Source organism: Streptomyces sp. NPDC015125, assembly GCF_043080045.1.
Lineage (GTDB): Bacteria > Actinomycetota > Actinomycetes > Streptomycetales > Streptomycetaceae > Streptomyces.
Window position 1 is genome coordinate 605,768 of the sequence record NZ_JBIBVF010000002.1, and the last position, 19,429, is coordinate 625,196.

The following is a 19,429-nucleotide window of genomic DNA, read 5'->3' on the forward strand; positions in this document are numbered from 1 at the left end:
CACGGCGCGGCAGACGCAACGTACTCACGACGAGGAGAGGCCCATGTGCCTGGCGGTACCCGGCAAGGTATTGGACATCGAGGAACGGGACGGCACCCGGATGGCCACCGTCGACTTCGGCGGTGTGGTCAAGGAGGTGTGCCTGGAGTACGTCCCCGACCTGCAGGTCGGCGAGTACGCCATCGTCCACGTCGGCTTCGCGCTGCAGCGGCTGGACGAGGAGTCCGCCCGCAAGACCCTGGCCCTGTTCGAGGAACTGGGCCTGCTGCAGGAGGAGTTCGGCGATCCCTGGGAAGCGGCGGCCGCGCCCCCGGGGTGGGACGAGGCGGCCACCGGGGCGGGCGCCGGGCTGGGCGCAGCCGCCGTGGCCGGCGACGGAGCGCAGGAGGCGGGCCGGTGAAGTACCTCGACGAATTCCAGAACCCCGAGCTCGCCCGCCGGCTGCTCGACGAGATCCGGTCCACGGTGACCCGGCCCTGGGCCCTGATGGAGGTCTGCGGCGGGCAGACCCACACCATCATCCGCCACGGGATCGACCAACTTCTCCCCGATCAGGTCGAGTTGATCCACGGGCCGGGCTGTCCGGTCTGTGTGACACCCCTGGAGGTCATCGACAAGGCCCTGGAGATCGCCGCCCGCCCCGACGTGATCTTCTGTTCCTTCGGGGACATGCTCCGCGTCCCCGGCAGCGACCGGGACCTGTTCCAGGTGCGCAGCCGGGGCGGTGACGTACGGGTCGTCTACTCCCCGCTCGACGCACTGAAGACCGCCCAGCAGAACCCGCACCGCGAGGTGGTGTTCTTCGGCATCGGCTTCGAAACCACCGCACCACCCAATGCCATGACGGTGTATCAGGCCCGTAAGCTCGGCATTCCCAACTTCAGCCTGCTGGTCTCGCACGTCCGGGTACCGCCCGCGATCGAGGCCATCATGACGTCGCCCGACTGCCGGGTCCAGGCGTTCCTCGCCGCCGGTCACGTGTGCAGTGTGATGGGGATGGGGGAGTATCCCGAACTGGCCGCACGCCACCGGGTGCCGATCGTGGTGACCGGCTTCGAGCCGCTGGACATCCTGGAGGGCATCCGCCGCACCGTCCGTCAGCTGGAGCGCGGCGAACACACCGTGGACAACGCCTACCCCCGCGCCGTACGCAGCGAGGGCAACCCGGCGGCCCAGGCGATGCTCGCGGATGTCTTCGAGGTCACCGACCGCGCCTGGCGCGGTATCGGCACCATCCCGGCCAGCGGCTGGCGGCTGTCGGAGCGCTACCGCGACTACGACGCCGAGTACCGCTTCTCCGTCGGCGGCATCACCACCAGGGAACCCGAGGCCTGCCGCAGCGGGGAAGTCCTCCAAGGGCTCATCAAGCCGCACGAGTGCGAGGCCTTCGGGACGCTGTGCACCCCGCGCACCCCGCTCGGCGCCACCATGGTCTCCAGCGAGGGCGCCTGCGCCGCCTACTACCTCTACCGCCGACTCGGCACCACGCCCACCCCCCAGGAGGCGAGCCCCGTTGTCTGACACCATCCACCCCACGTCCGGCGGCCCCACCCGCGGCGGTCCCACCCCGGCCGACCGCGGTCTGCCCACCGTCGACATCTCCGGCTGGACCTGCCCCGCCCCGCTCCGCGACCAGCCCCGCGTGGTCATGGGGCACGGCGGGGGCGGCGCACTGTCCGCGGAACTCGTCCAGCAGATCTTCGCCCCCGCCTTCGGCGGCGAGATCCTCGCCCAGCTCGGTGACTCCGCTGCGGTGTCCCTCGGCGGCGTGCGCCTCGCGTTCTCCACCGACTCCTACGTCGTCCGGCCGCTCTTCTTCCCCGGCGGCTGCATCGGCGACCTCGCCGTGAACGGCACCGTCAACGACCTTGCCATGAGCGGCGCCAAGGCCGCCTACCTCTCCTGTGGCTTCATCCTGGAGGAGGGCGTGGAGATGCCGGTGGTGGCCGGTGTCGCCGACGCCATGGGCGCGGCCGCGCGGGCCGCCGGGGTCGAGGTGGCCACCGGCGACACCAAGGTCGTCGAGGCCGGCCACGGCGACGGCGTGTACCTCAACACCGCCGGTATCGGGCTGATCCCGGCGGGCGTCGATCTGCGCCCGCAGCGCGTCACCCCCGGCGATGTGGTGATCGTCAGCGGCGACATCGGCCTGCACGGGGTGGCGATCATGAGCGTCCGGGAGGGCCTGGAATTCGGCGTCGAGATCGAGAGCGACTGCGCGGCCCTCGGCGGCCTCGTCGAGACCATGCTCGCCGTCACGCCCGACCTGCATGTGCTGCGCGACCCCACCCGCGGCGGGCTGGCCGCCGCGCTGTGCGAGATCGCCACCGCCTCCTGCACCGGCATCGTCGTCCAGGAGCGCGCCATCCCGGTCCCGCCGGCCGTCGCCAACGCCTGTGCGATCCTCGGCCTGGACCCGATGTACGTCGCCAACGAGGGCAAGCTGGTGGCCTTCGTCCCCCGCGAGCACGCCGACGCGGTGCTGGACGCCATGCGCGCGCACCCGCTGGGCGCCGGCGCCGCGATCATCGGCGAGGCCGTCGCCACCCACCCCGGCATGGTGGTGGCCGGTACTCCGCTGGGCGGCACCCGGGTGGTCGATCTGCCGTTGGGCGAGCAGCTGCCGCGGATCTGCTGAGCGGGTCTCCCGGCGCAGCACCGAGGGCGGCACCGGTGTCGGTGCCGCCCTCGGCGTGGGTGTCCGTCCCGCTCAGGTCTTCTTCAGCAGCCGGGAACCGAACCAGTCGTCGGCGTCCCGTACCCCGGGCAGGATGAAGAAGTAGCCGCCGCCGAGCGGGGTGATGAACTTGGACAGCGGCTCGTGCCGCAGCCGCCGCTGTACGGTCGCGAACTGCCGCTCCGGGTTCTGCTGGTAGCCGCAGAAGACCAGTCCCAGGTCCATCCGTCCGGATTGGTCGAAGCCCTGGTCGTAGTTGTAACTCCGGCGCAGGAAGCGGGACCTGTCGGTCTTCTCGGTGCGCGGATTGGCCAGTCGGATATGCGAATCGAGCGGGATCTCCCTGCCGTGCGGGTCGTCGCGGTACCTCGGCGGGTCGTTCTCCTGCTTGCCGTCCAGGGGCGCACCGCTCGCCTTGCGCCGGCCGAAGATCTTCTCCTGCCGGGCCACCGGCACCTTGTCCCACTTCTCGATGTGGAAGCGGATCAGACGCAGCACCTGATAGCTGCCGCCCAGGGCCCAGTCCGGCTCCCCGCAGGGCGGGGTCACCCACATCAGCCGGTCCATCTCCCGGGCCGAGCCGGTGTCCGGATTGACGATCCCGTCCTTGAAGCCGATGAAGGTGCGCGGCGAGCCCGAGGGCCGCGACGGGTTGAGGAAGGCGTCCGCGCGCCAACGGGGCCGCAGCAGGCCGTCCGTCTCGCGTGCCAGATCGCGCAGCACATGGACGATGGCGTCCGGATGCTGGGCGCAGATCTGCAGCGACAGGTCACCGTGGCAGCGCGCCGGCTCCAGCCGGTCGTCGGGGAACGCCGGCATGGCCTTGAGATGCCGGGGCTTGTGGCCGGAGAGCCCGAACCGGTCGTCGAACAGCGAGGCGCCGACGCCGAGCGTGATGGTGAGCGAGTCGGGGGTGGGCCGTTCCGAGGCGACCTGCTCGTCCACCGGCTTCACCCCGTCCGCCAGCACCCGGCAGCGCGTGGTGAGTTTCTGGAACAGATGGGTCAGGCCTTCGCGTCCCTCGGCCATCACATCGAAGCCGACGAACCCGGCGAAGAGCTGCTGGGGAGTCACGATGCCGGCCTGATGGCGGCCGTGGAAGGGCACCTTGTCGGGCACCCCGCTGTCGCTCGCGGACCGGTCCGCCGGAGCGGCGGCCGCCTGACCGCCGAGCCCCGTCGCGGCCGCCACACCCGCGATCCCCGCCGCACACTTGAGGAAGCCCCGGCGTCCGTCGTCCTGCACCGTGGCATGTTCGTCGCCGGCCTGATCACATCTCATGGTCCCGCCCATCCTGACTACTGAGTCGTCCGGAAGCCGCGTGCCTGCACCAACCTGTGCGCGATGCTCGTCGCCCACGACGCGGCGGCCGGGAGCAACACGGCCTCGGCGCCGGATATCACGCCCTGGCCACGGGCCGGTCGTCCGAATGGCGCAGCCGGAGCGCCTCCCGCGCGACAGGGCCCCGCAGCGCTTCTAGCGTCGGCCCTGTGACCTGCCCGGACACGGCACAGCGCAACGCCGGGGCCGCCGGTCGCCTACCGCGCTCCACCACCGATCCGACGGACCCCACATGAGCACATCCACCGACGCGAGCACAGTCATCGGCGAGGCCAGACCCGCCGGTGACGGCACCTCCACCGAGGCGAGCGAGGCCCTCGGCGCAGCCGCCGCCACCGACGAGGTCACGGCCGTCGGCGCGGGCACGGTCACGGGCGAGCCACCCGTCGCTGCGGACACCTGTGCCGAGGAGAGCGGGGCCACCGACGAGAGCACGGTGGCCGGGGATGCTTCAACGGTGGGCGAGGGCGTGGCCGTCGATGACGCCGTGCCGGTCGACGAGGGTGTGCCGCTCGATGCCCCGCCCGCCTCCTGGCTGCGTATCGAGAAGGGCCATGCCGAGCCGGAGGAAATCGCGGCGATCAGCGTCGTGCTGTGCGCGCAACTCGCCGGTCTGCGCGCCCTCGCCGAGCCCGGCCACGCCGAGGAGCGGCCCGCCGCCCGGCGTCACCACGCCCGGCACACCGCATGCTGGTCGGGCTGCTGGACCTGCGGCTGAACCCTCCGGCGGGCGCACCACCTGCCGGCGATTCCCGCCCGGCCGCCGGCTTCGTCCGTTACATCCGTTTCCCCCGTGTCCGGCGCCCTGCTCGGCCGGTGCCCGGGATGCAGCGTGCGGAGAGGACCGCCGCGATGAGGAAGCCCGCGGCGCCGATGCCCACCGCGAGGTGCAGGCCCGGCACAAGACCGGCGGCCACCAGCGTGCCGAAGAGCGCGACGCCGAGGGCGCTGCCGATCTGCCGTGCGGCGTTGAACACGGCGGCCGCGGCGCCGCTGCGCTCGCCCGGCGCGGCCTCCATCACGGCCGCCGTGGAGGCCGGCATGGTCAGCGCGGTACCGAAGCCGGCGCAGGCCATGGGCGCCACCAGCGCGAGATACGGCGTATCAGGGCCGGCCACCAGCCAGCCGGCCATTCCGGCCGCGTCCACCACCAGGCCCGCCACCATCGGCAGCCGCGGCCCGGTGCGGGCCGTAATCCGTCCGGCCAGCGCGGAGCCGGCGGCCACCACACCGACCGCGGGCAGCAATGCGCATCCGGTCCGTAGTGCGCTGTAGTGGTGCACCCCCTGGAAGTACAGCGGGGCGAGGAACAGCAGGCCGTAGAAGCCGGTATTGAGCAGCACGCCGATGACCGCCGAGGCCGAGAACGCGCGGGCGCGGAAGAGCGCGAGCGGCAGCATCGGCGCGGGCGAGCGCCGCTCCAGCACCAGGAACGCGACGAGTCCGGCGAGGCACCCCGCGAAGGCACCGAGGACGGCCGGATGCGCCCAGCCCAGTGCCCCGGCCTCGATGCACCCGGTGACCAAGCCGGCCAGGCACACCGCCGCCGCGGTCTGGGCCGGGAGGTCCAGGCCCCGGCGGGTGCGGCCGGGGGAGTGGGGGACGTGACGCGAGGTGAGGAACAGTGTGGCGAGGCCGACGGGGAGATTGAGGAAGAACACCGACCGCCAGCCGAGCCCGGCGACCAGGACTCCGCCCAGGACGGGACCGGCCCCGGCGGCGAGGCCCGCGACGGTACCCCAGATACCGAACGCGCGGGCCCGCGCCGCTCGGTCGGGGTACGCAGTCCGCAGCAGTGCCAGGGAGGCCGGCACCATCATCGCCGCGCCCAGCCCCTGCACCAGCCGGGCCAGGACCAGCACCGTGGCGGTGGGAGCCAGCGCGCACCCGGCGGACGCGAGCGTGAACACCGCCAGACCGCTCAGGAACACCGCCTTGCCGCCCAGCCGGTCGCCGAGTCCGCCGCAGAAGAGCAGCAGCCCGGCGAACACCAGGGTGTAGCCGTCCACCACCCATTGGAGCCCGGTCACGCCGGTGTGCAGGGCGGTGCCGACCGCCGGGAGAGCGACCGTGACGACGGTGACGTCCAGGATGACCATGAAGTACCCCAGGCACACGGCAACGAGCGGCAACGGCGTGAGCCGGTCCGCGGTCCGTGGTGCTGTGGTGGGTGCGCAGAGCGTGGGCATACGGCCAGTGTTCTGCCGGATCCGTACGGCAGACGCCGAAATGTTCTCGCTCTACGAGGCCGGCCGGAGCGGGAGAACGTTTCGCCCTCTGCCGAAGCGTAAGCGGCGTACCGTCGTGGCCATGGATGCCCCGACCGAGACCGACGTGGCCCATGTCGCGGCGGCGATCGGTGACCCCTCCCGCGCCAAGGTGCTGCTGGCCCTCGCCGGGGGCGGCGCGCTGCCGGCCAGCGCCCTCGCCGCCGAGGCCGGGGTCGGTAACTCCACCATCAGCGGCCATCTGGCCAAGCTCCTCGATGCGCGGCTGCTGACCGTCGAGCTCGACGGCCGCCACCGCTACTACCGGCTCGCCACCACGGACGTCGCCCGCGCCCTCGAACAACTCGCCCTGATCGCCCGTCCACTGCCCGTGCGGTCTCTGAACGCCGACACCCGCGCCAAGGCCCTGTGGCGCGCCCGTCTCTGCTACGACCACCTGGCGGGCCGGCTCGGCGTCGCCGTGATGAGCGCGCTCCAGGAGCGGGGCATCCTCGCCGCCGAGCGGACGGCGCGGGGTGCGGGTGCCACGGGCCCGGATGCGGGCGCCGGCGCCACGGACGTCGTCTACGCCCTCACTGTGCACGGCCGTCAGGAGCTGACCGCCTTCGGCGTCGAGGCCGACCGCCTCCCCCGCCGCCGGGCGTCCGTCCGCTACTGCGTCGACTGGGCCGAGCAGCGCCACCATCTGGCCGGCGCACTCGGCGCCGCGCTCACCGCCCGGCTGTTCGCCCTGGAGTGGCTCCGCCGGGGGAAGTACCGCCGCGTCGTCCATCTCACCGATGCCGGGCGGGACGGCCTGGCGACGACGTTCGGTGTCCCGGTCGACCGGGTCGGGTGAGGCGGCCCGCCGCGGGTCGTCCGTGACGGAACGGGGCACACCCTCCGGTATCCCCTCACTGCGCTGAGTGCTCGACCGATGCACTGTGTGCAGGAAGTGTCCGCTGGTGGAGCGGAAGATTCCTCTTCGGCGATCGTCGAGTAGGGTCCGGCGAGCCGGAACAGTGAATCAAGGAGGCCGCTTTCGTGACGGAGCGTCAGGTATCAGGTGGGGGCGACGGGGCCGGCGCCCCGCAAGTGCTGGCGCAGGAGCGCCGATTGCGCCGTGACCTGGGGTTCTGGGGACTGACGGGCATCGGTTTTTCCAATATCGTCGGTTCCGGCTGGCTGTTCGCCGCCATGTACGCGGCACAGACGGCCGGCCCTGCGGCGCTGCTGTCCTGGGTCGGGGCCGGACTGCTGTGCGGCCTGGTCGCCCTGGTCATGATCGAACTCGGCGCCAGCCGTCCGGAGGGCGGCGGCACGGTCCGCTGGCCGCTGTTCGCCAGCGGCCGGCTCGTCGGCACCCTCATCGGCTGGTCGACGATGCTGTCGGTGGGCGGCACCGCCGCCGAGATCAGCGCGATCATGCAGTACGCCGCGCACTACCTGCCGGGCATCTACAACGGCCAGACCCTCACCCTCTCCGGGCTGGCCCTGGCCACCGGACTCAGCGTCGTGCTGACGGTGCTGAACTGGTTCGCGGTGCGGATGTTCGCCCAACTCAACAACCTGATCTCGGTGTTCAAGATCATCGTCCCGGTGATCACCGTGGTGGCGCTGATCGCCTCCGGCTGGCACTCCGGACGGCTGACGGACCACGGCGGCTTCGCACCGTACGGCTATGTCGCCTGTCTGACCGCGCTGGCCGGCGGCGGAATCGTCTACTCCGTCAACGGCTTCCAGGCGCCGCTGGACTTCTCGGGCGAGACCCGCAACCCCCGCCGGACCATCCCGGCCGCGGTCCTCACCGGCATCGGCCTCGCCGTCGCCATGTACCTGGCGCTGCAGCTGGCGTTCCTCTTCACCGTCCCCGAGCATCTGCTCGGCCACGGCTGGCAGGGGGTTTCCTTCGACTCGCCGTTCGGGCAGCTCGCGCTCATCCTCAATCTGCACTGGCTCGCCAGCCTGCTCTACGCGGACGCAGTGATCTCGCCCGGCGGTTCGGCGTATGTGGGCGTGGCGATCGACGCGCGGCACACCTACGCGCTCGCCAAGAACGGCACCATCCCCCGGTACTTCATGAAGGTCAACGAGCGGTTCGGCATCCCGCGCCGGGCCCTGGCGATCAACCTCCTGGTCATTGTGATCTTCCTGCTGCCGTTCGGCGGCTGGCAGGACATCGTGAGCGTCATGGGCGATATGTATCTGCTGATCTATGCCGCCTCCGCGGTCGCGGTCGCGGTGTTCCGCGCCGAGCCGGGCGGCCACACCGCCGGCTGGGTCCCCGGACTGCGCTGGATCGCGCCGCTCAGCTTCGTGGTGTCCAGCGAGTTCGTCTACTGGTCGGGCTGGGACGACCTGCGCCTCGCACTGCCCCTCGTGCTCGGCGGCCTGCTGATCTTCCTGGCGATGCGCCGCCCCGGTGTGCGCGTCGAGGACGACGGCGCCGGCCCGAGCCGTCCGCTCGGCGCCGAACTGCGCACCGGTGCCTGGCTGGTGGTCTATCTCGTCGCCCTGACCGTGGTCTCCGGGCTGGGCACGTTCGAGGGCTCCGGCCGGCTGCCGGCACCGTACGACTCGATCACCGTGGGCGTCCTGGCGCTGGCGGTCTTCTTCTGGGCCGTACGGTCCGGTGTCCGGCATCTGGCGGTGGCCCGCCAGGCGGGCGCCTGAGCCCGGCCGCGGGGCACGGCGGCGGGCCGGTGGACGGGCCCGGTGAGGTGTCCGGTGGGGTGTCCGGCGGGCGGTGGCGAGGGATCGCTCCTCGCACCGGTCCGACCGCGGAGGGCGTGATCCGGCCCGGGACCGTCCGAGGCGCGGCGGGAGCGACCGCCGGGCGGTGGGAGCGACCGCCGTGCGATACGAGCCGACGACCTGGCAGTCCCGATGGGCCGGTTCGCGGCCCGCCGACCGCCCGGCCCGCCCGGCCGTCAAGCGGAAGTTCCCCCGCAGAAATAAGATGAACCGGGAGAGGCGGGCTCCACAAGAGCCCCATGAGGCCAGGTCAGGCGGCCACCGCGGACTGCCGTACGGAGCACGCTCCCTGGCGGGCATACCGATGCACCTGGGAGCGGCCCATGCTGCGGCGTCGTCCCCCGCGGTCGGCGAGCGCCGACGACCTGCTGACCACGCTCGGACGGCTGACCGCTCAGGCGCGGGAAGGCGCCGAGAAGCAGCGGGCGCGCGTGGAGCTGGCCGAGGCGCTGCAGCGCGAGATGCTGCCGGCCGCGCTGCCGGGGGTACCGGGTCTGCGCGCCGCCGCCACCTATGTACCCGCCCGGCACGGACTGGACATCGGGGGCGACTGGTACGACGGTTTCCGCCTGGCCGACGGGTCGCTCGCCTTCTGCATCGGTGATGTGCAGGGACACGACGTCGAGGCGGCCGCCTTCATGGGACAGATCCGCTTCGGGCTGCGGGCCGTCGCCGGCCATGCCGCCGACCCGGGCGAGGTGCTGAGCCGGGCCAACGACCTGCTGGTCTCGGTCGACTGCGGGCTCTTCGCGACCTGCACCTTCGTCCGTTTCGACCCGGCCGCCTGGGAGCTGTACAGCGCCCGGGCCGGTCATGTACCGGGCATCTGGGCCACCACCGACGGCCGCTCCGGCCTCGCCGACGACCCCGGGGGCCTGCCGCTGGGCATCATGCCGGGCGAGCGGTACCCGGTGTCCCGCCATCGGTTCGCCACCGCGGGGGCGTTTGTGCTGCTCACCGATGGCGTGGTCGAGGGACCGTCCTTCCCGATAGAAGCGGGGCTGACGCAGGTGACCCGCCTGGTCAGCGCCAACGCCGGCGGTGATCCGGCGACGGTGGCCGATGTGGCGATCAGCGTGGCCGAGTTCACCGGGCACACCGATGACTCGGCGGTGCTCGTACTGCGCTTCGACGCGGCCCCGCCCAAAGCCGGGTGAAGCGCGGCCCGGGCGTGCGTGTCGCAGCCGGCGCCCGGCCTCCGGCGTTGTCTGATGGCTGACGTGGTGCGCACCGAGCAACTCCGCCGTCTTGCACCAGCAGCCCTGACGATCCTCGGCCTCGCCGGCGTCTACTACGCGTCCGCCCGGATCGGCCTGCTGGAGCAGGTGGTCATCGCGGGTGCCGTGGTCACGCCGTTGTGGCCGCCGACGGGTATCTCCCTGAGCTGTCTGCTCCTGCTGGGCCTGCGGACCTGGCCGGGCATCGCCCTCGGCACCCTCCTGGTCGTCGCCACGATCAACCCGCTCGACGTCTCGGTCCTCGGGATCATGGCGGGCAACACCCTGGCCCCGGTGTGTGCCTTCTGGATGCTCCGCCGGGTGGGATTCCGCACCGCACTCGACCGGCTGCGCGACGGGGTGGCGCTGGTCGCCCTCGGTGCCTTCGCCGGGATGTTGATCAGCGCGACGCTGGGTACCGGGACGCTCCTCCTCAAAGGTGCCCTGCCGGGCGGCGGCTTCTGGCGGACCTGGGTGGCCTGGTGGGTGGGTGATGCGATGGGGATTCTCGTCATCACCCCGCTCCTCCTCGTCTGCCGCACGATCCGGTGGCCCCGGGGCGTCCCCGGCTACCGGTGGGCGGAGGCGGCGGTTCTGCTGGTCGTCACGGTCGCGGTCGCGCTCATCGCGGTCCGGAGCGAGCTGTCGCTGCTCTTCCTGGTCTTCCCGGTGATCGTCTGGGCGGCGCTGCGTTTCCAGCTGGCGGGCGCCGCGCCCTGCGTGCTGCTGGTATCCGTCCTGGTCATCAGGGCGGCGACGGCCCGGACCGGACCGTTCGAGGGCCAGAGCCTGCTGGAGGCGATGGTCAATCTGCAGGCGCTCAACGCGTCCGCGGCGCTCACCGCGCTCCTGCTGTCGGCGATCGTCACCGAGCAGAACACCATCCGTCGCAAGATCGAGCAGGCCTGCGGCGAACTGGCCGACGTGGTGGACCGGCTGGCGCCGGGGGAGAGCCGACGCCGCTGGCCGCCGGACGCTGACCCCACCTGACCCGGCGTCCGGTGGCCACCGGCGAGCCGCGCCGCCCGGTCAGCCCGGCAGCAGCTGCCCCAGGTCGTAGCCCACCGGCTCCTCCAGTTGGGCGTAGGTGCAGCTCTGCGGCGTACGGTCGGGACGCCAGTTGCGGAACTGGGCGGTGTGACGGAACCTGCTGCCCTCCATGTGGTCGTAGGCCACCTCGCACACCCGCTCCGGGCGCAGCGGCAGCCACGACAGATCCTTGCCGCCGCTCCAGCGACTGGGCCCGCCGGGCATCCGCCGGGAGGCATGCGCCGCCTCGTCGGTCCACTCGCCCCACGGATGGCCCGAGGCGTCGTCCATCAGCAGCGGCGCCAGCTCCTCGACCAGCGCGCGCCGCCGGGCCATGGGGAACGAGGCGCACACCCCGACGTGCTGCAGCTGCCCGTCGCCGTCGTACAGGCCGAGCAGCAGGGAACCGACCACCGGCCCGCTCTTGTGCAGCCGGTAGCCGGCGACCACACAGTCGGCGGTCCGGGCATGCTTGATCTTGAACATGGCGCGGTCGCCGGGCCGGTACGGCGCATCGAGCGGCTTGGCGACCACCCCGTCCAGACCCGCCCCCTCGAACTGGGTGAACCAACGGCGCGCCAGCTCCTGATCCCTCGTTGCGGGCGCGGTGTACACCGGTGCCCCGGCCGGGCGCAGCGCCTCGACCAGGGCTTCCCGGCGCGCCGACTGCGGCTCGTGCAGCAGCGCATCGGAGCCGAGCGCCAGCAGGTCGAAGGCGACCAGCGAGGCGGGCGTCCGCTCGGCGAGGGTGCGGACCCGGGAGGCTGCCGGGTGGATGCGCTCCAGCAGTTCCTCGAAGTGCAGCCGGCCGTCATGGGCGATGACGATCTCACCGTCGACGACGCAGCGCGCCGGCAGCTCGGCCCGTGCCGCGGTGACCACTTCGGGAAAGTAGCGGGTGAGCGATTTCGTGGTACGGCTGGCGATCTCGACGTCCTCGCCGTCCCGGAAGACGATGACACGGAAGCCGTCCCACTTGGCCTCGTACAGCATGCCGGCGGGGATGTCGGTCACCGGTTTCGCGAGCATGGGGGAGACCGGGGGCATGACGGGCAGGTCCATGGTCCCGATCCTGAGGGTCGGCGCCGTATCCCGCGCGCCGGGCCGGCCGCTCCGCGGGATACCGGTCGCCGCCTCTCCCGGCGCGCGGCGGCGGCGCCCGGAATCTAGCGTGGAGTCATGGCCGGAGCCGGAGCTGTCGAACTGGACGTCGCGGGGCGCACCGTGCGCGTGACCCACCCCGACAAGACGTATTACCCGGAGCGCGGATTCACCAAGCTGGACGTGGCGCAGTACTACCTCGCCGTCGCCGACGGGGTGCTGCGGGGGCTGCGTGACCGGCCCACCACCATGCAGCGCTTCCCCGACGGCGTCGAGGGCGAGTTCTTCTACCAGAAGCGGGCGCCCAAGGGGATGCCGGACTGGCTGCCCACCGCCCGTATCGCCTTCCCCAGCGGCCGGTTCGCCGACGAGATGTGCCCCACCGAGCCCGCGGCGGTCCTCTGGGCGGCCAATCTGGGGTGTCTGACGTTCCACCCGTGGCCCGTCCGGCGCGGTGACACCGAGCACCCCGACGAACTGCGCATCGACCTCGACCCGCAGCCCGGCACCGACTTCGCGGACGCCGTCCGGGTGGCCCACCTCCTGCGTGAGCTGCTGACGGAGCACGGACTGCGCGGCTGGCCCAAGACCTCCGGCGGCCGCGGGGTGCACGTCTATGTACCGATCCGGCCCCGCTGGACCTTCACCGAGGTCAGACGGGCCGCGATCACGCTGGCCCGGGCGCTGGAGCGCCGGATGCCGGATCTGGTGACCTCGGCATGGTGGAAGGAGGAGCGCGGCGCGAAGGTCTTCGTCGACTACAACCAGATGGCCCGGGACCGGACCATCGCCTCCGCCTATTCGCTGCGCGCCCGGCCCCGGGCGACCGTCTCCACCCCGCTGCGCTGGGACGAGCTGTCCGACGCCGCGCCCGAGGACTTCGATCTGCGGACGGTCCCACCGCGGTTCGCCGAACTCGGCGATGTGCACGCGGACATGGCGGACCACGCCTTCGGCCTGGAATCCGTTCTGGAACTCGCGGACCGTCAGGCGGCGGACGAAGGACTGGGGGATATGCCCTATCCGCCCGACCATCCGAAGATGCCGGGGGAGCCGTCCAGGGTCCAGCCGAGCCGCGCCCGCAAGAACTGAAGCCGCGCTGCGCCGAAGCCGCGCGGCGCGCCGAGCCGTGCGCCGCGAGAACGGATGCCGTGCGCCGTGAGAGCTGACGGAAGGCGGCGCGCCGCTGCGGCCGGACCTGTTACCCGGCCTCCTCCCGTTGGGGCCCGGCGCTGCGGTGCGCCGGGCCATCCGCCGCTCCCGCACCGCCCTGCTCGGTGTCGGCGCAGGCCGCCCGTCCGGCGCCGATGGAGGCCGCGGCCACGGCGGCGATGCCCAGCCACTGCACCGGGCCGAGCCGCTGACCGAGCAGCAGCAGCCCGGCGACGGCGCCGACGGCCGGTTCGAGGCTGGTCAGGATCCCGAAGACGCGCGGCGGGATCCGGCGCAGCGCCTCGAGGTTGCAGGAGTACGGCAGCACACTGGAGAGCACCGCCACGGCCGCCGCGAGCAGCAGCACACCGGGGTCGAGCAGCCGGCTGCCGCCCTGGGCGATTCCGTAGGGGAGGCTGAGCAGTGCGCCCCAGGCGACGGCCAGGGCGAGGCCGCCACCGCCGCTGACCCGCCGGGCGAGCCGGGCCGAGACCAGGATGTACCCGGCCCAGCAGCCGGCGGCGAGCGCGGCGAGTCCGATGCCCGGAAGGCTGATCGGGACGCCGCCCTCGCCCAGCAGCAGCACCCCGGTCGCGGCCAGCAGCGACCACACCAGGTCGGCCGGGCGCCGCGAGGTGGCCAGCGCAATGGCGAACGGACCGAGGAACTCCAAGGTGGTGGCCGCGCCCAACGGGATCCGGCCCACAGCCTCGTAGTACGCGAGATGGTGCACGGCGAGCAGGGTGCCGGCCGCGGCAACGAGGCCGAGGGTGCCGCGTGGCTGACGGTGCCACCCAGGCCGCCACAGTGCGCCCAGGACCACCGCGGCGATCACCAGCCGCAGCATCACCACCCCGGCGGGCCCGACGGCCGGATAGAGGCGCACCGAGAGCGCGGCCCCTCCCTGAAGGCCGACGATTCCGCCGCACACCAGCCCCGGGGCCGGGGCCTTCTCCAGGGCGCGCCCCACGAGGGCGGTTGCCGTCCGCTCCGGCGCCGTCCGGCCGCCCGCATCGAGCCCGCTGATCTGCCTCTCCCGTCTTTCCCGTCGCTCCCGCCGCCGGACGGAGCCCCTCGCCTACGGCGCAGCACGGACGTCGTGATCGCGTACCACGTCCAGCAGCTTCTGGACCCAGGACGCCGCCTCGCTGAAATGGCGGGTCGCCGTCCGGCCGCACCTCGGTGACGAACGTACCGTCATCGCGGCGCACTTCGAGGACCCGGGCCACGGCTCCGACCAAGGGTTCCACCAGGTCGCTTTACCGATTCATTACCGCTGGTGGAGCAATTCTTGGGGCCGTTGGAGTGGCTGTCCGTCGTGTCTGCAGGGTTTACGGCGGGGCGCGGTACTCATCAAATGTCAGATTTCCTGCCAAACAGGAGAAACGCAATGCGCAAGTTCATAGGCCGCTCCGTGGCCACCGCGGCCCTTGCCGCCGCTACCGTCGTCCCGCTCGCCGGCATAGCTTCGGCCACCCCGCAGGCGCCGGCCTCATCGTCCAAGGGCGACCACCACGGTCGTCACCACCACGGTCGTCACCACCACAGGCACCACTGCCACCACCACGGCGGCTTCGACCGTTTCGGCTTCGGCGGCCTCAACGGCCTCAACGGCTTCGGCGGCTTCGGAGGCTTCGGCGGCTACAACGGCTTCGGAGGCTTCGGCGGCTGCGGCTACGGCAACTACGGCTACGGCTTCGGGGGCTTCCCCTTCGGCCTGCTGGGCATCCTCTGACCGGCAGTAGCACTGACAGGCCGCCGCAGCCCTCGGCTGCGGCGGCTCGTCGCTGTCATCCCGCGGTGCCGGCCTCCTGCTCGGCCCGGCGGCGCAGTTCCTTCTTGTCGGGCTTTCCGGCATCGGTCAGCGGCAGTGCCTCGACAAAGGTGATCCGGGCCGGCTCGTACATCGCACCGCGTTCCGCGCAGACCATCTCGCGCAGCTGCTGCCCATCGACGCTGCTGCCGGGTGCCCGCACCACCGCCGCGTGCACCCGCTCCATGTGGTCGGCGTCACGGACCCCGAACACGGCACTCTGCAGTACCTGCGGGTGCGAGTTCAGCAGGTCCTCCAGCTCCGTGGTGTACACATGGCCGCCGACCACGACGATCATGTCCTTGATCCGGTCGACGATCGTCAAGTAGCCCTCGTCGTCGAGGAATCCGACGTCCCCCGTGTGCAGCCAGCCGTCCCGCAGGACCTCGGCGGTCAGCTCGGGCTGCTTCCAGTACCCCTTCATGATCATGTCGGAGCGGACGCAGATCTCGCCGTGTTCACCGGCCGGCAGATCGCGGCCCGATGTGTCGCGGATCGCCACCTCGACATCGGACAGCACCTTCCCCGCCGAACGCAGCCGCTCGGGGCGCTGCGGGTCGTGGTCCTCCTGGGTGAGCACGCTGATGCCGCCGGCCTCGTTCTGCCCGTAGCCCTGCATCAGCACCGGGCCGAACGCCTTTACCGCGTCGGCTATCCGGGCCGGGGACGCCTGGCAGCCGCCGTAGGTCAGCATCCGCAGGCTGGAGGTGTCGGTGTGCCGGGCGTCCGGGTGGTCCATCAACTGGTAGAGCAGCGGCGGCAGCAGGAAGACATCCGTGATGCGCTCGCGTGCGATGGCGGCGAGCGCGGTGCTCGGGTCGAAGTCGTCGAGCAGTACGACCGTGCCGCCTTCCTGCAGTGTGCTGTCGGCCATCAGGCCCGCGGCGTGCGCGAGGGTGGTGCACACCAGCTGCCGGCGCTCGGATTCCGGCTGCTGGAGCACTCCGTGGAACCACCGTGCCTGCTCAAAGGTGGTGCAGATGCCCTTCGGGTGGCCGGTGGTGCCGCCGGTGTGGCGGATGGTGCAGACGTCGTCGGGCCGGGCCCGGCTCGCGAACGGCTCGTCGGACTGCCCCGCCGCCAGCTCCAGCAGATCCGTGCCCACCTTGGCGGGGCCGAGGACGAGGACCTCCGGCACCGGCGCCAACGCGGTGACCTCGGCGGCTCGTTCGGCATAGCGCGGATCGACGATCAGGGCGCGGGTCTCGACATCGCGGACGATATCGGCCTGGGACTCGGCGGACAGCTTGTTGTAGAGGTAGTTGACCCGGGCGCCGGCCAGGTTGGCCGCGTAACGGGCTGCGATGATCTCCGGGAGGTTGCCGCTCAGCAGCGTGACGGTCGCTCCGCGGCCGACGCCACGGGCGCACAGTGCCCGTGCCATGCGGTGGACCAGGGAGCGGAACTCGCCTGCCGTGACGCGGCGGCCCTGGTGTACCAGGACTTCGCGTCCCGGGTCGGCGCTAAGCACATCGAGGTTCTCCTCTACATAGGAGCGGAATGTCCGGGCGGCGATGGGCATGATGTGAGGCTTCCTCCTGACGCCGGCGGGCACAGTCGGCTACGCCGGATGTGATGTACATGGATTTGGTTGCTACAGGCAACCAAATGTCAGGATAGTCGCTGTAGATCAACATCTCCAAGTCGGACGGGGACGCGAGGAGAAGCGTTGGCGGGCACACCGGGGCGCCCGCCGTGCGCTGCCCGGCCACCGCGCCACAAGCCCGCCCCGTGAGCGCGTCCGGAATCATCGCACCGAATATCGTCAACGCGGTCGCCCACCTGGGAACAGCGACGGATAATGCTCGCTCGCGCACGGGGCGCCGATGCCCTGCGGATCCCGCTCTCCCTGCGGGGCCGTCCCGTGTCGAGAGATGATGGAGAGCAACGGAAGCGCAGCGAGATTCGGCCGATGTACGGAGAGCGCCACGGCTGTCGGTCCGCGATGACCGGCGGAAGGAGTGCCTGGATGGGTGCGACCGACGCGTTCCCCGAGGGTGCCGCCCCGGTCGGGGCCACACCGGGGCAGCCCGGCGGCCTGCTGGATGTGCTGGGCGTGGCCGCCGTGATGCTGGATGCGGACGGGCGGATCACCCTGTGGAGCCCCCAGGCCGAGCAGCTCTTCGGCTGGAGCGCAAAGGAGGCGCTCGGCCGGCCCGCGGCGCAGCTGCTGGTCGGACCGGAGCACTTCGATCTGGTACTGGGTCTCTTCTCCCAGGTCATGGCCGGCGGCGAAAGCTGGGCGGGGGTCTTCCCGGTCCAGCACAAGGACGGCAGCACCCGGCTCGTCGAGTTCCGCAATATGCGGCTGCTCGACGAGCGCGGTGAGTCCTACGCCCTGGGCATCGCCACCGACCAGGCCGTGCTGCGGCGGGTCGAGCGGGATCTGGCGCTGTCCGTACGCCTCGTCGCCCAGTCGCCGATCGGCCTGGCGGTCCTGGACACCGCGCTGCGCTTCGTCATGGTCAATCCGGCGCTGGAACGCATCAACGACCTGCCCGCCGACCAGCACATCGGCCGCGATGTCCAAGAAGCCCTGTCGTTTCTGGACACCGGCACCATCGTGTCCCAAATGCGGGAGGTACTCGACACCGGGACCCCCCTGCTCGACCAGTTCACCTTCGGCCGGACCGCCTCCGACCCCCACGCCGACCGGGCCTGGTCGGTGTCGTACTACCGGCTGGAGGACGCCCACGGCCGGGTGTTGGGCCTGGCCACGTCGGTCGTGGACGTCACCGAGCAACACCGCGCCGCCACCGAGGCCGCCCGCGCCCGCAGGCGGCTGGCCGTCATCGCCGACGCCTCCGCAACCGTCGGCACCACCCTCGACGTCGACCAGACCGCCCACGAACTGGCCGACGTCATCGTGCCCGAGCTGGCGGACCTGGCCGCGGTCGATGTCCTCGACGCCGTACTCGACGGCCGGCGCCCGACCTCGCTCTCCCGCGGCGGTCCGGCCCGCTTCCGGGCGCTCGCCGTGGCCACGGCCTACTCCACCGAGGCGGTCCGCGCCGCCGACCCCACCGGCCAGATCGCCTCCTATGAAGCCGACCGGCTGATCACCCGCTGTGTGACCGAAGCCCGTCCGGTGCGCATACCCCACGTCGGCCCGGACGATCTGCCGCACATCGCCCCGGACCAGCAGGGCGCCGCCCTCCTGGGAAAGGCCGGGCTGCACTCCTACCTCGCCGTCCCCCTCATCGCGCGCGGCGAGGTCCTCGGTGCGCTGTCGCTGTACCGCGTCCGCAACCCGGAGCCCTTCGACGAGGACGATGCGGTGCTCGCGGTCGAGCTGGCCGCCCGGGCCGCGGTCTGCATCGACAACGCCCGCTCGTACCAGAGTGAACGCCGCACCGCGCTCACCCTCCAGCGCCATCTGATGAACCACCGGCCGCCGCAGCCCACGGCCATGGAGATCGCCTACCGCTACCAGCCCGCCCAGGCCGCCAGCGAGGTCGGCGGTGACTGGTTCGACGCCATCCCGGTGACCGGCGACAAGACCGCGCTGGTGGTCGGCGATGTGATGGGCAGCGGCATCAACGCCGCTGCCACCATGGGCCAGTTGCGCACCACCACCCGCGCGCTGGCCGATCTCGACCTCGATCCGGCCGAGGTGCTCCGCCACCTCGATCACATCGCCGGCGGTCTCGATCCGGCCTTCGCCACCTGTCTGTACGCCGTCTACGACCCGCACCGCGCCCTGTGCCGGATCGCCGTCGCGGGGCATCTGCCACCCATCGTGGTGCGCCCGGACCGGCCGCCCGAGCTGCTCGATCTGCCCACCGGCGCGCCGCTCGGCGTCGGGGGCGTCCCCTTCGAGCAGACCACGCTTCCGCTCCGCGACGGCGACCTGCTGGTGCTCTACACCGATGGCCTGATCGAAACCCGCGACCAGCCCATAGACGTGCGGCTGGACATCCTGCTGGAGCTGCTGGCGGAGCCCGAGCGGGATCTGGAGGGCCTGTGCGACCGCCTCCTCGCCGCGCTGCGCGATGAGCACGACCACGACGATGTCGCGCTGCTCATCGCCCGGGTGCACGCGCTCGGCGACTGACCGCACGGGCCGCGGGTTTCGGCGGAACCGCAACGGATTCGGCGGTGCCTCCATGGGATGCCGCACTGCCCGTTCCGACGCGAA

General features: G+C 72.0%; 16 protein-coding genes. 11 read left to right on the forward strand and 5 right to left on the reverse strand.

The genetic code is table 11. From position 1 onward, the window contains the following. Nucleotides 1-43 precede the first annotated feature (43 nt). The 3 genes from ACF088_RS08195 (at nucleotide 44) to hypE (ending at nucleotide 2,638) form a co-directional block, all read left to right on the forward strand. Nucleotides 44-400 carry a HypC/HybG/HupF family hydrogenase formation chaperone gene (locus tag ACF088_RS08195; protein ID WP_392374583.1) on the forward strand — a complete coding sequence of 119 codons (357 nt, stop codon included), beginning with the start codon at nucleotides 44-46 and terminating at the stop codon, nucleotides 398-400. Next, on the forward strand, nucleotides 397-1,521 hold the full coding sequence (gene hypD, locus ACF088_RS08200) for a hydrogenase formation protein HypD (RefSeq protein ID WP_392374584.1): 1,125 nt from the start codon (nucleotides 397-399) through the stop codon (nucleotides 1,519-1,521). Before ACF088_RS08195 ends, hypD begins: the two co-directional genes overlap by 4 nt. Nucleotides 1,522-1,582: 61 nt before the next feature. Continuing rightward, nucleotides 1,583-2,638 carry a hydrogenase expression/formation protein HypE gene (gene hypE, locus ACF088_RS08205; protein ID WP_392374991.1) on the forward strand — a complete coding sequence of 352 codons (1,056 nt, stop codon included), beginning with the start codon at nucleotides 1,583-1,585 and terminating at the stop codon, nucleotides 2,636-2,638. Nucleotides 2,639-2,710: 72 nt separating this feature from the next. Here hypE and efeB read toward each other — a convergent pair whose 3' ends face one another. Continuing rightward, nucleotides 2,711-3,958, reverse strand: a complete 1,248-nt coding sequence (efeB, locus tag ACF088_RS08210; protein ID WP_392374585.1) for an iron uptake transporter deferrochelatase/peroxidase subunit — start codon at nucleotides 3,956-3,958, stop codon at nucleotides 2,711-2,713. A gap of 292 nt (nucleotides 3,959-4,250) precedes the next feature. Here efeB and ACF088_RS08215 point away from each other — a divergent pair, with 292 nt between their 5' ends. Further along, nucleotides 4,251-4,736, forward strand: coding sequence for a hypothetical protein (locus ACF088_RS08215; RefSeq protein WP_392374586.1), 486 nt, complete (start codon nucleotides 4,251-4,253; stop codon nucleotides 4,734-4,736). A gap of 58 nt (nucleotides 4,737-4,794) precedes the next feature. On the opposite strand, the gene ACF088_RS08220 is transcribed toward ACF088_RS08215, so the two are convergent. Then, nucleotides 4,795-6,207: an MFS transporter gene (locus tag ACF088_RS08220; RefSeq protein WP_392374587.1), complete on the reverse strand. Its 1,413-nt coding sequence runs from the start codon at nucleotides 6,205-6,207 to the stop codon at nucleotides 4,795-4,797. 121 nt (nucleotides 6,208-6,328) lie between these two features. Between ACF088_RS08220 and ACF088_RS08225 the strand changes: the two genes are divergently transcribed. The 4 genes from ACF088_RS08225 to ACF088_RS08240 all read left to right on the forward strand — a co-directional run bounded on the left by ACF088_RS08225 (nucleotide 6,329) and on the right by ACF088_RS08240 (nucleotide 11,186). Then, nucleotides 6,329-7,084 carry an ArsR/SmtB family transcription factor gene (locus tag ACF088_RS08225; RefSeq protein ID WP_392374588.1) on the forward strand — a complete coding sequence of 252 codons (756 nt, stop codon included), beginning with the start codon at nucleotides 6,329-6,331 and terminating at the stop codon, nucleotides 7,082-7,084. Nucleotides 7,085-7,269: 185 nt separating this feature from the next. Continuing rightward, complete coding sequence (locus ACF088_RS08230; protein ID WP_392374589.1) at nucleotides 7,270-8,898, forward strand: APC family permease; 1,629 nt, start codon at nucleotides 7,270-7,272, stop codon at nucleotides 8,896-8,898. A gap of 404 nt (nucleotides 8,899-9,302) precedes the next feature. After that, nucleotides 9,303-10,136: a PP2C family protein-serine/threonine phosphatase gene (locus ACF088_RS08235; RefSeq protein WP_392374590.1), complete on the forward strand. Its 834-nt coding sequence runs from the start codon at nucleotides 9,303-9,305 to the stop codon at nucleotides 10,134-10,136. A gap of 63 nt (nucleotides 10,137-10,199) precedes the next feature. Further along, nucleotides 10,200-11,186 carry an MASE1 domain-containing protein gene (locus ACF088_RS08240; protein ID WP_392374993.1) on the forward strand — a complete coding sequence of 329 codons (987 nt, stop codon included), beginning with the start codon at nucleotides 10,200-10,202 and terminating at the stop codon, nucleotides 11,184-11,186. Nucleotides 11,187-11,225: 39 nt separating this feature from the next. Here the strand turns inward: ACF088_RS08240 and ACF088_RS08245 are convergent, their stop codons facing one another. Beyond that, nucleotides 11,226-12,287, reverse strand: a complete 1,062-nt coding sequence (locus ACF088_RS08245) for an ATP-dependent DNA ligase (RefSeq protein WP_392374591.1) — start codon at nucleotides 12,285-12,287, stop codon at nucleotides 11,226-11,228. Between the two features lie 117 nt (nucleotides 12,288-12,404). Here ACF088_RS08245 and ligD point away from each other — a divergent pair, with 117 nt between their 5' ends. Further along, nucleotides 12,405-13,418, forward strand: coding sequence for a non-homologous end-joining DNA ligase (ligD, locus tag ACF088_RS08250; protein ID WP_392374592.1), 1,014 nt, complete (start codon nucleotides 12,405-12,407; stop codon nucleotides 13,416-13,418). A 109-nt stretch (nucleotides 13,419-13,527) separates the two neighbouring features. Here the strand turns inward: ligD and ACF088_RS08255 are convergent, their stop codons facing one another. Further along, nucleotides 13,528-14,448, reverse strand: a complete 921-nt coding sequence (locus ACF088_RS08255; RefSeq protein WP_392374593.1) for a DMT family transporter — start codon at nucleotides 14,446-14,448, stop codon at nucleotides 13,528-13,530. Nucleotides 14,449-14,868: 420 nt separating this feature from the next. Between ACF088_RS08255 and ACF088_RS08260 the strand changes: the two genes are divergently transcribed. Next, nucleotides 14,869-15,213 carry a hypothetical protein gene (locus ACF088_RS08260; protein ID WP_392374594.1) on the forward strand — a complete coding sequence of 115 codons (345 nt, stop codon included), beginning with the start codon at nucleotides 14,869-14,871 and terminating at the stop codon, nucleotides 15,211-15,213. A 55-nt stretch (nucleotides 15,214-15,268) separates the two neighbouring features. Here ACF088_RS08260 and ACF088_RS08265 read toward each other — a convergent pair whose 3' ends face one another. After that, nucleotides 15,269-16,813: an AMP-binding protein gene (locus ACF088_RS08265; protein ID WP_392374595.1), complete on the reverse strand. Its 1,545-nt coding sequence runs from the start codon at nucleotides 16,811-16,813 to the stop codon at nucleotides 15,269-15,271. Between the two features lie 447 nt (nucleotides 16,814-17,260). Between ACF088_RS08265 and ACF088_RS08270 the strand changes: the two genes are divergently transcribed. Beyond that, nucleotides 17,261-19,345: a SpoIIE family protein phosphatase gene (locus tag ACF088_RS08270; protein ID WP_392374596.1), complete on the forward strand. Its 2,085-nt coding sequence runs from the start codon at nucleotides 17,261-17,263 to the stop codon at nucleotides 19,343-19,345. The last annotated feature ends 84 nt before the right edge of the window (nucleotides 19,346-19,429 follow it).

Coding starts and splice junctions, on each gene's coding strand:
- ACF088_RS08195 (WP_392374583.1), top strand. CDS start 44: ATGTGCCTGGCGGTACCCGGCAAGGTATTGGACATCGAGGAACGGGAC.
- efeB (WP_392374585.1), bottom strand. CDS start 3,958: ATGAGATGTGATCAGGCCGGCGACGAACATGCCACGGTGCAGGACGAC.
- ACF088_RS08215 (WP_392374586.1), top strand. CDS start 4,251: ATGAGCACATCCACCGACGCGAGCACAGTCATCGGCGAGGCCAGACCC.
- ACF088_RS08220 (WP_392374587.1), bottom strand. CDS start 6,207: ATGCCCACGCTCTGCGCACCCACCACAGCACCACGGACCGCGGACCGG.
- ACF088_RS08225 (WP_392374588.1), top strand. CDS start 6,329: ATGGATGCCCCGACCGAGACCGACGTGGCCCATGTCGCGGCGGCGATC.
- ACF088_RS08235 (WP_392374590.1), top strand. CDS start 9,303: ATGCTGCGGCGTCGTCCCCCGCGGTCGGCGAGCGCCGACGACCTGCTG.
- ACF088_RS08245 (WP_392374591.1), bottom strand. CDS start 12,287: ATGGACCTGCCCGTCATGCCCCCGGTCTCCCCCATGCTCGCGAAACCG.
- ligD (WP_392374592.1), top strand. CDS start 12,405: ATGGCCGGAGCCGGAGCTGTCGAACTGGACGTCGCGGGGCGCACCGTG.
- ACF088_RS08260 (WP_392374594.1), top strand. CDS start 14,869: ATGCGCAAGTTCATAGGCCGCTCCGTGGCCACCGCGGCCCTTGCCGCC.
- ACF088_RS08265 (WP_392374595.1), bottom strand. CDS start 16,813: ATGCCCATCGCCGCCCGGACATTCCGCTCCTATGTAGAGGAGAACCTC.
- ACF088_RS08270 (WP_392374596.1), top strand. CDS start 17,261: ATGGGTGCGACCGACGCGTTCCCCGAGGGTGCCGCCCCGGTCGGGGCC.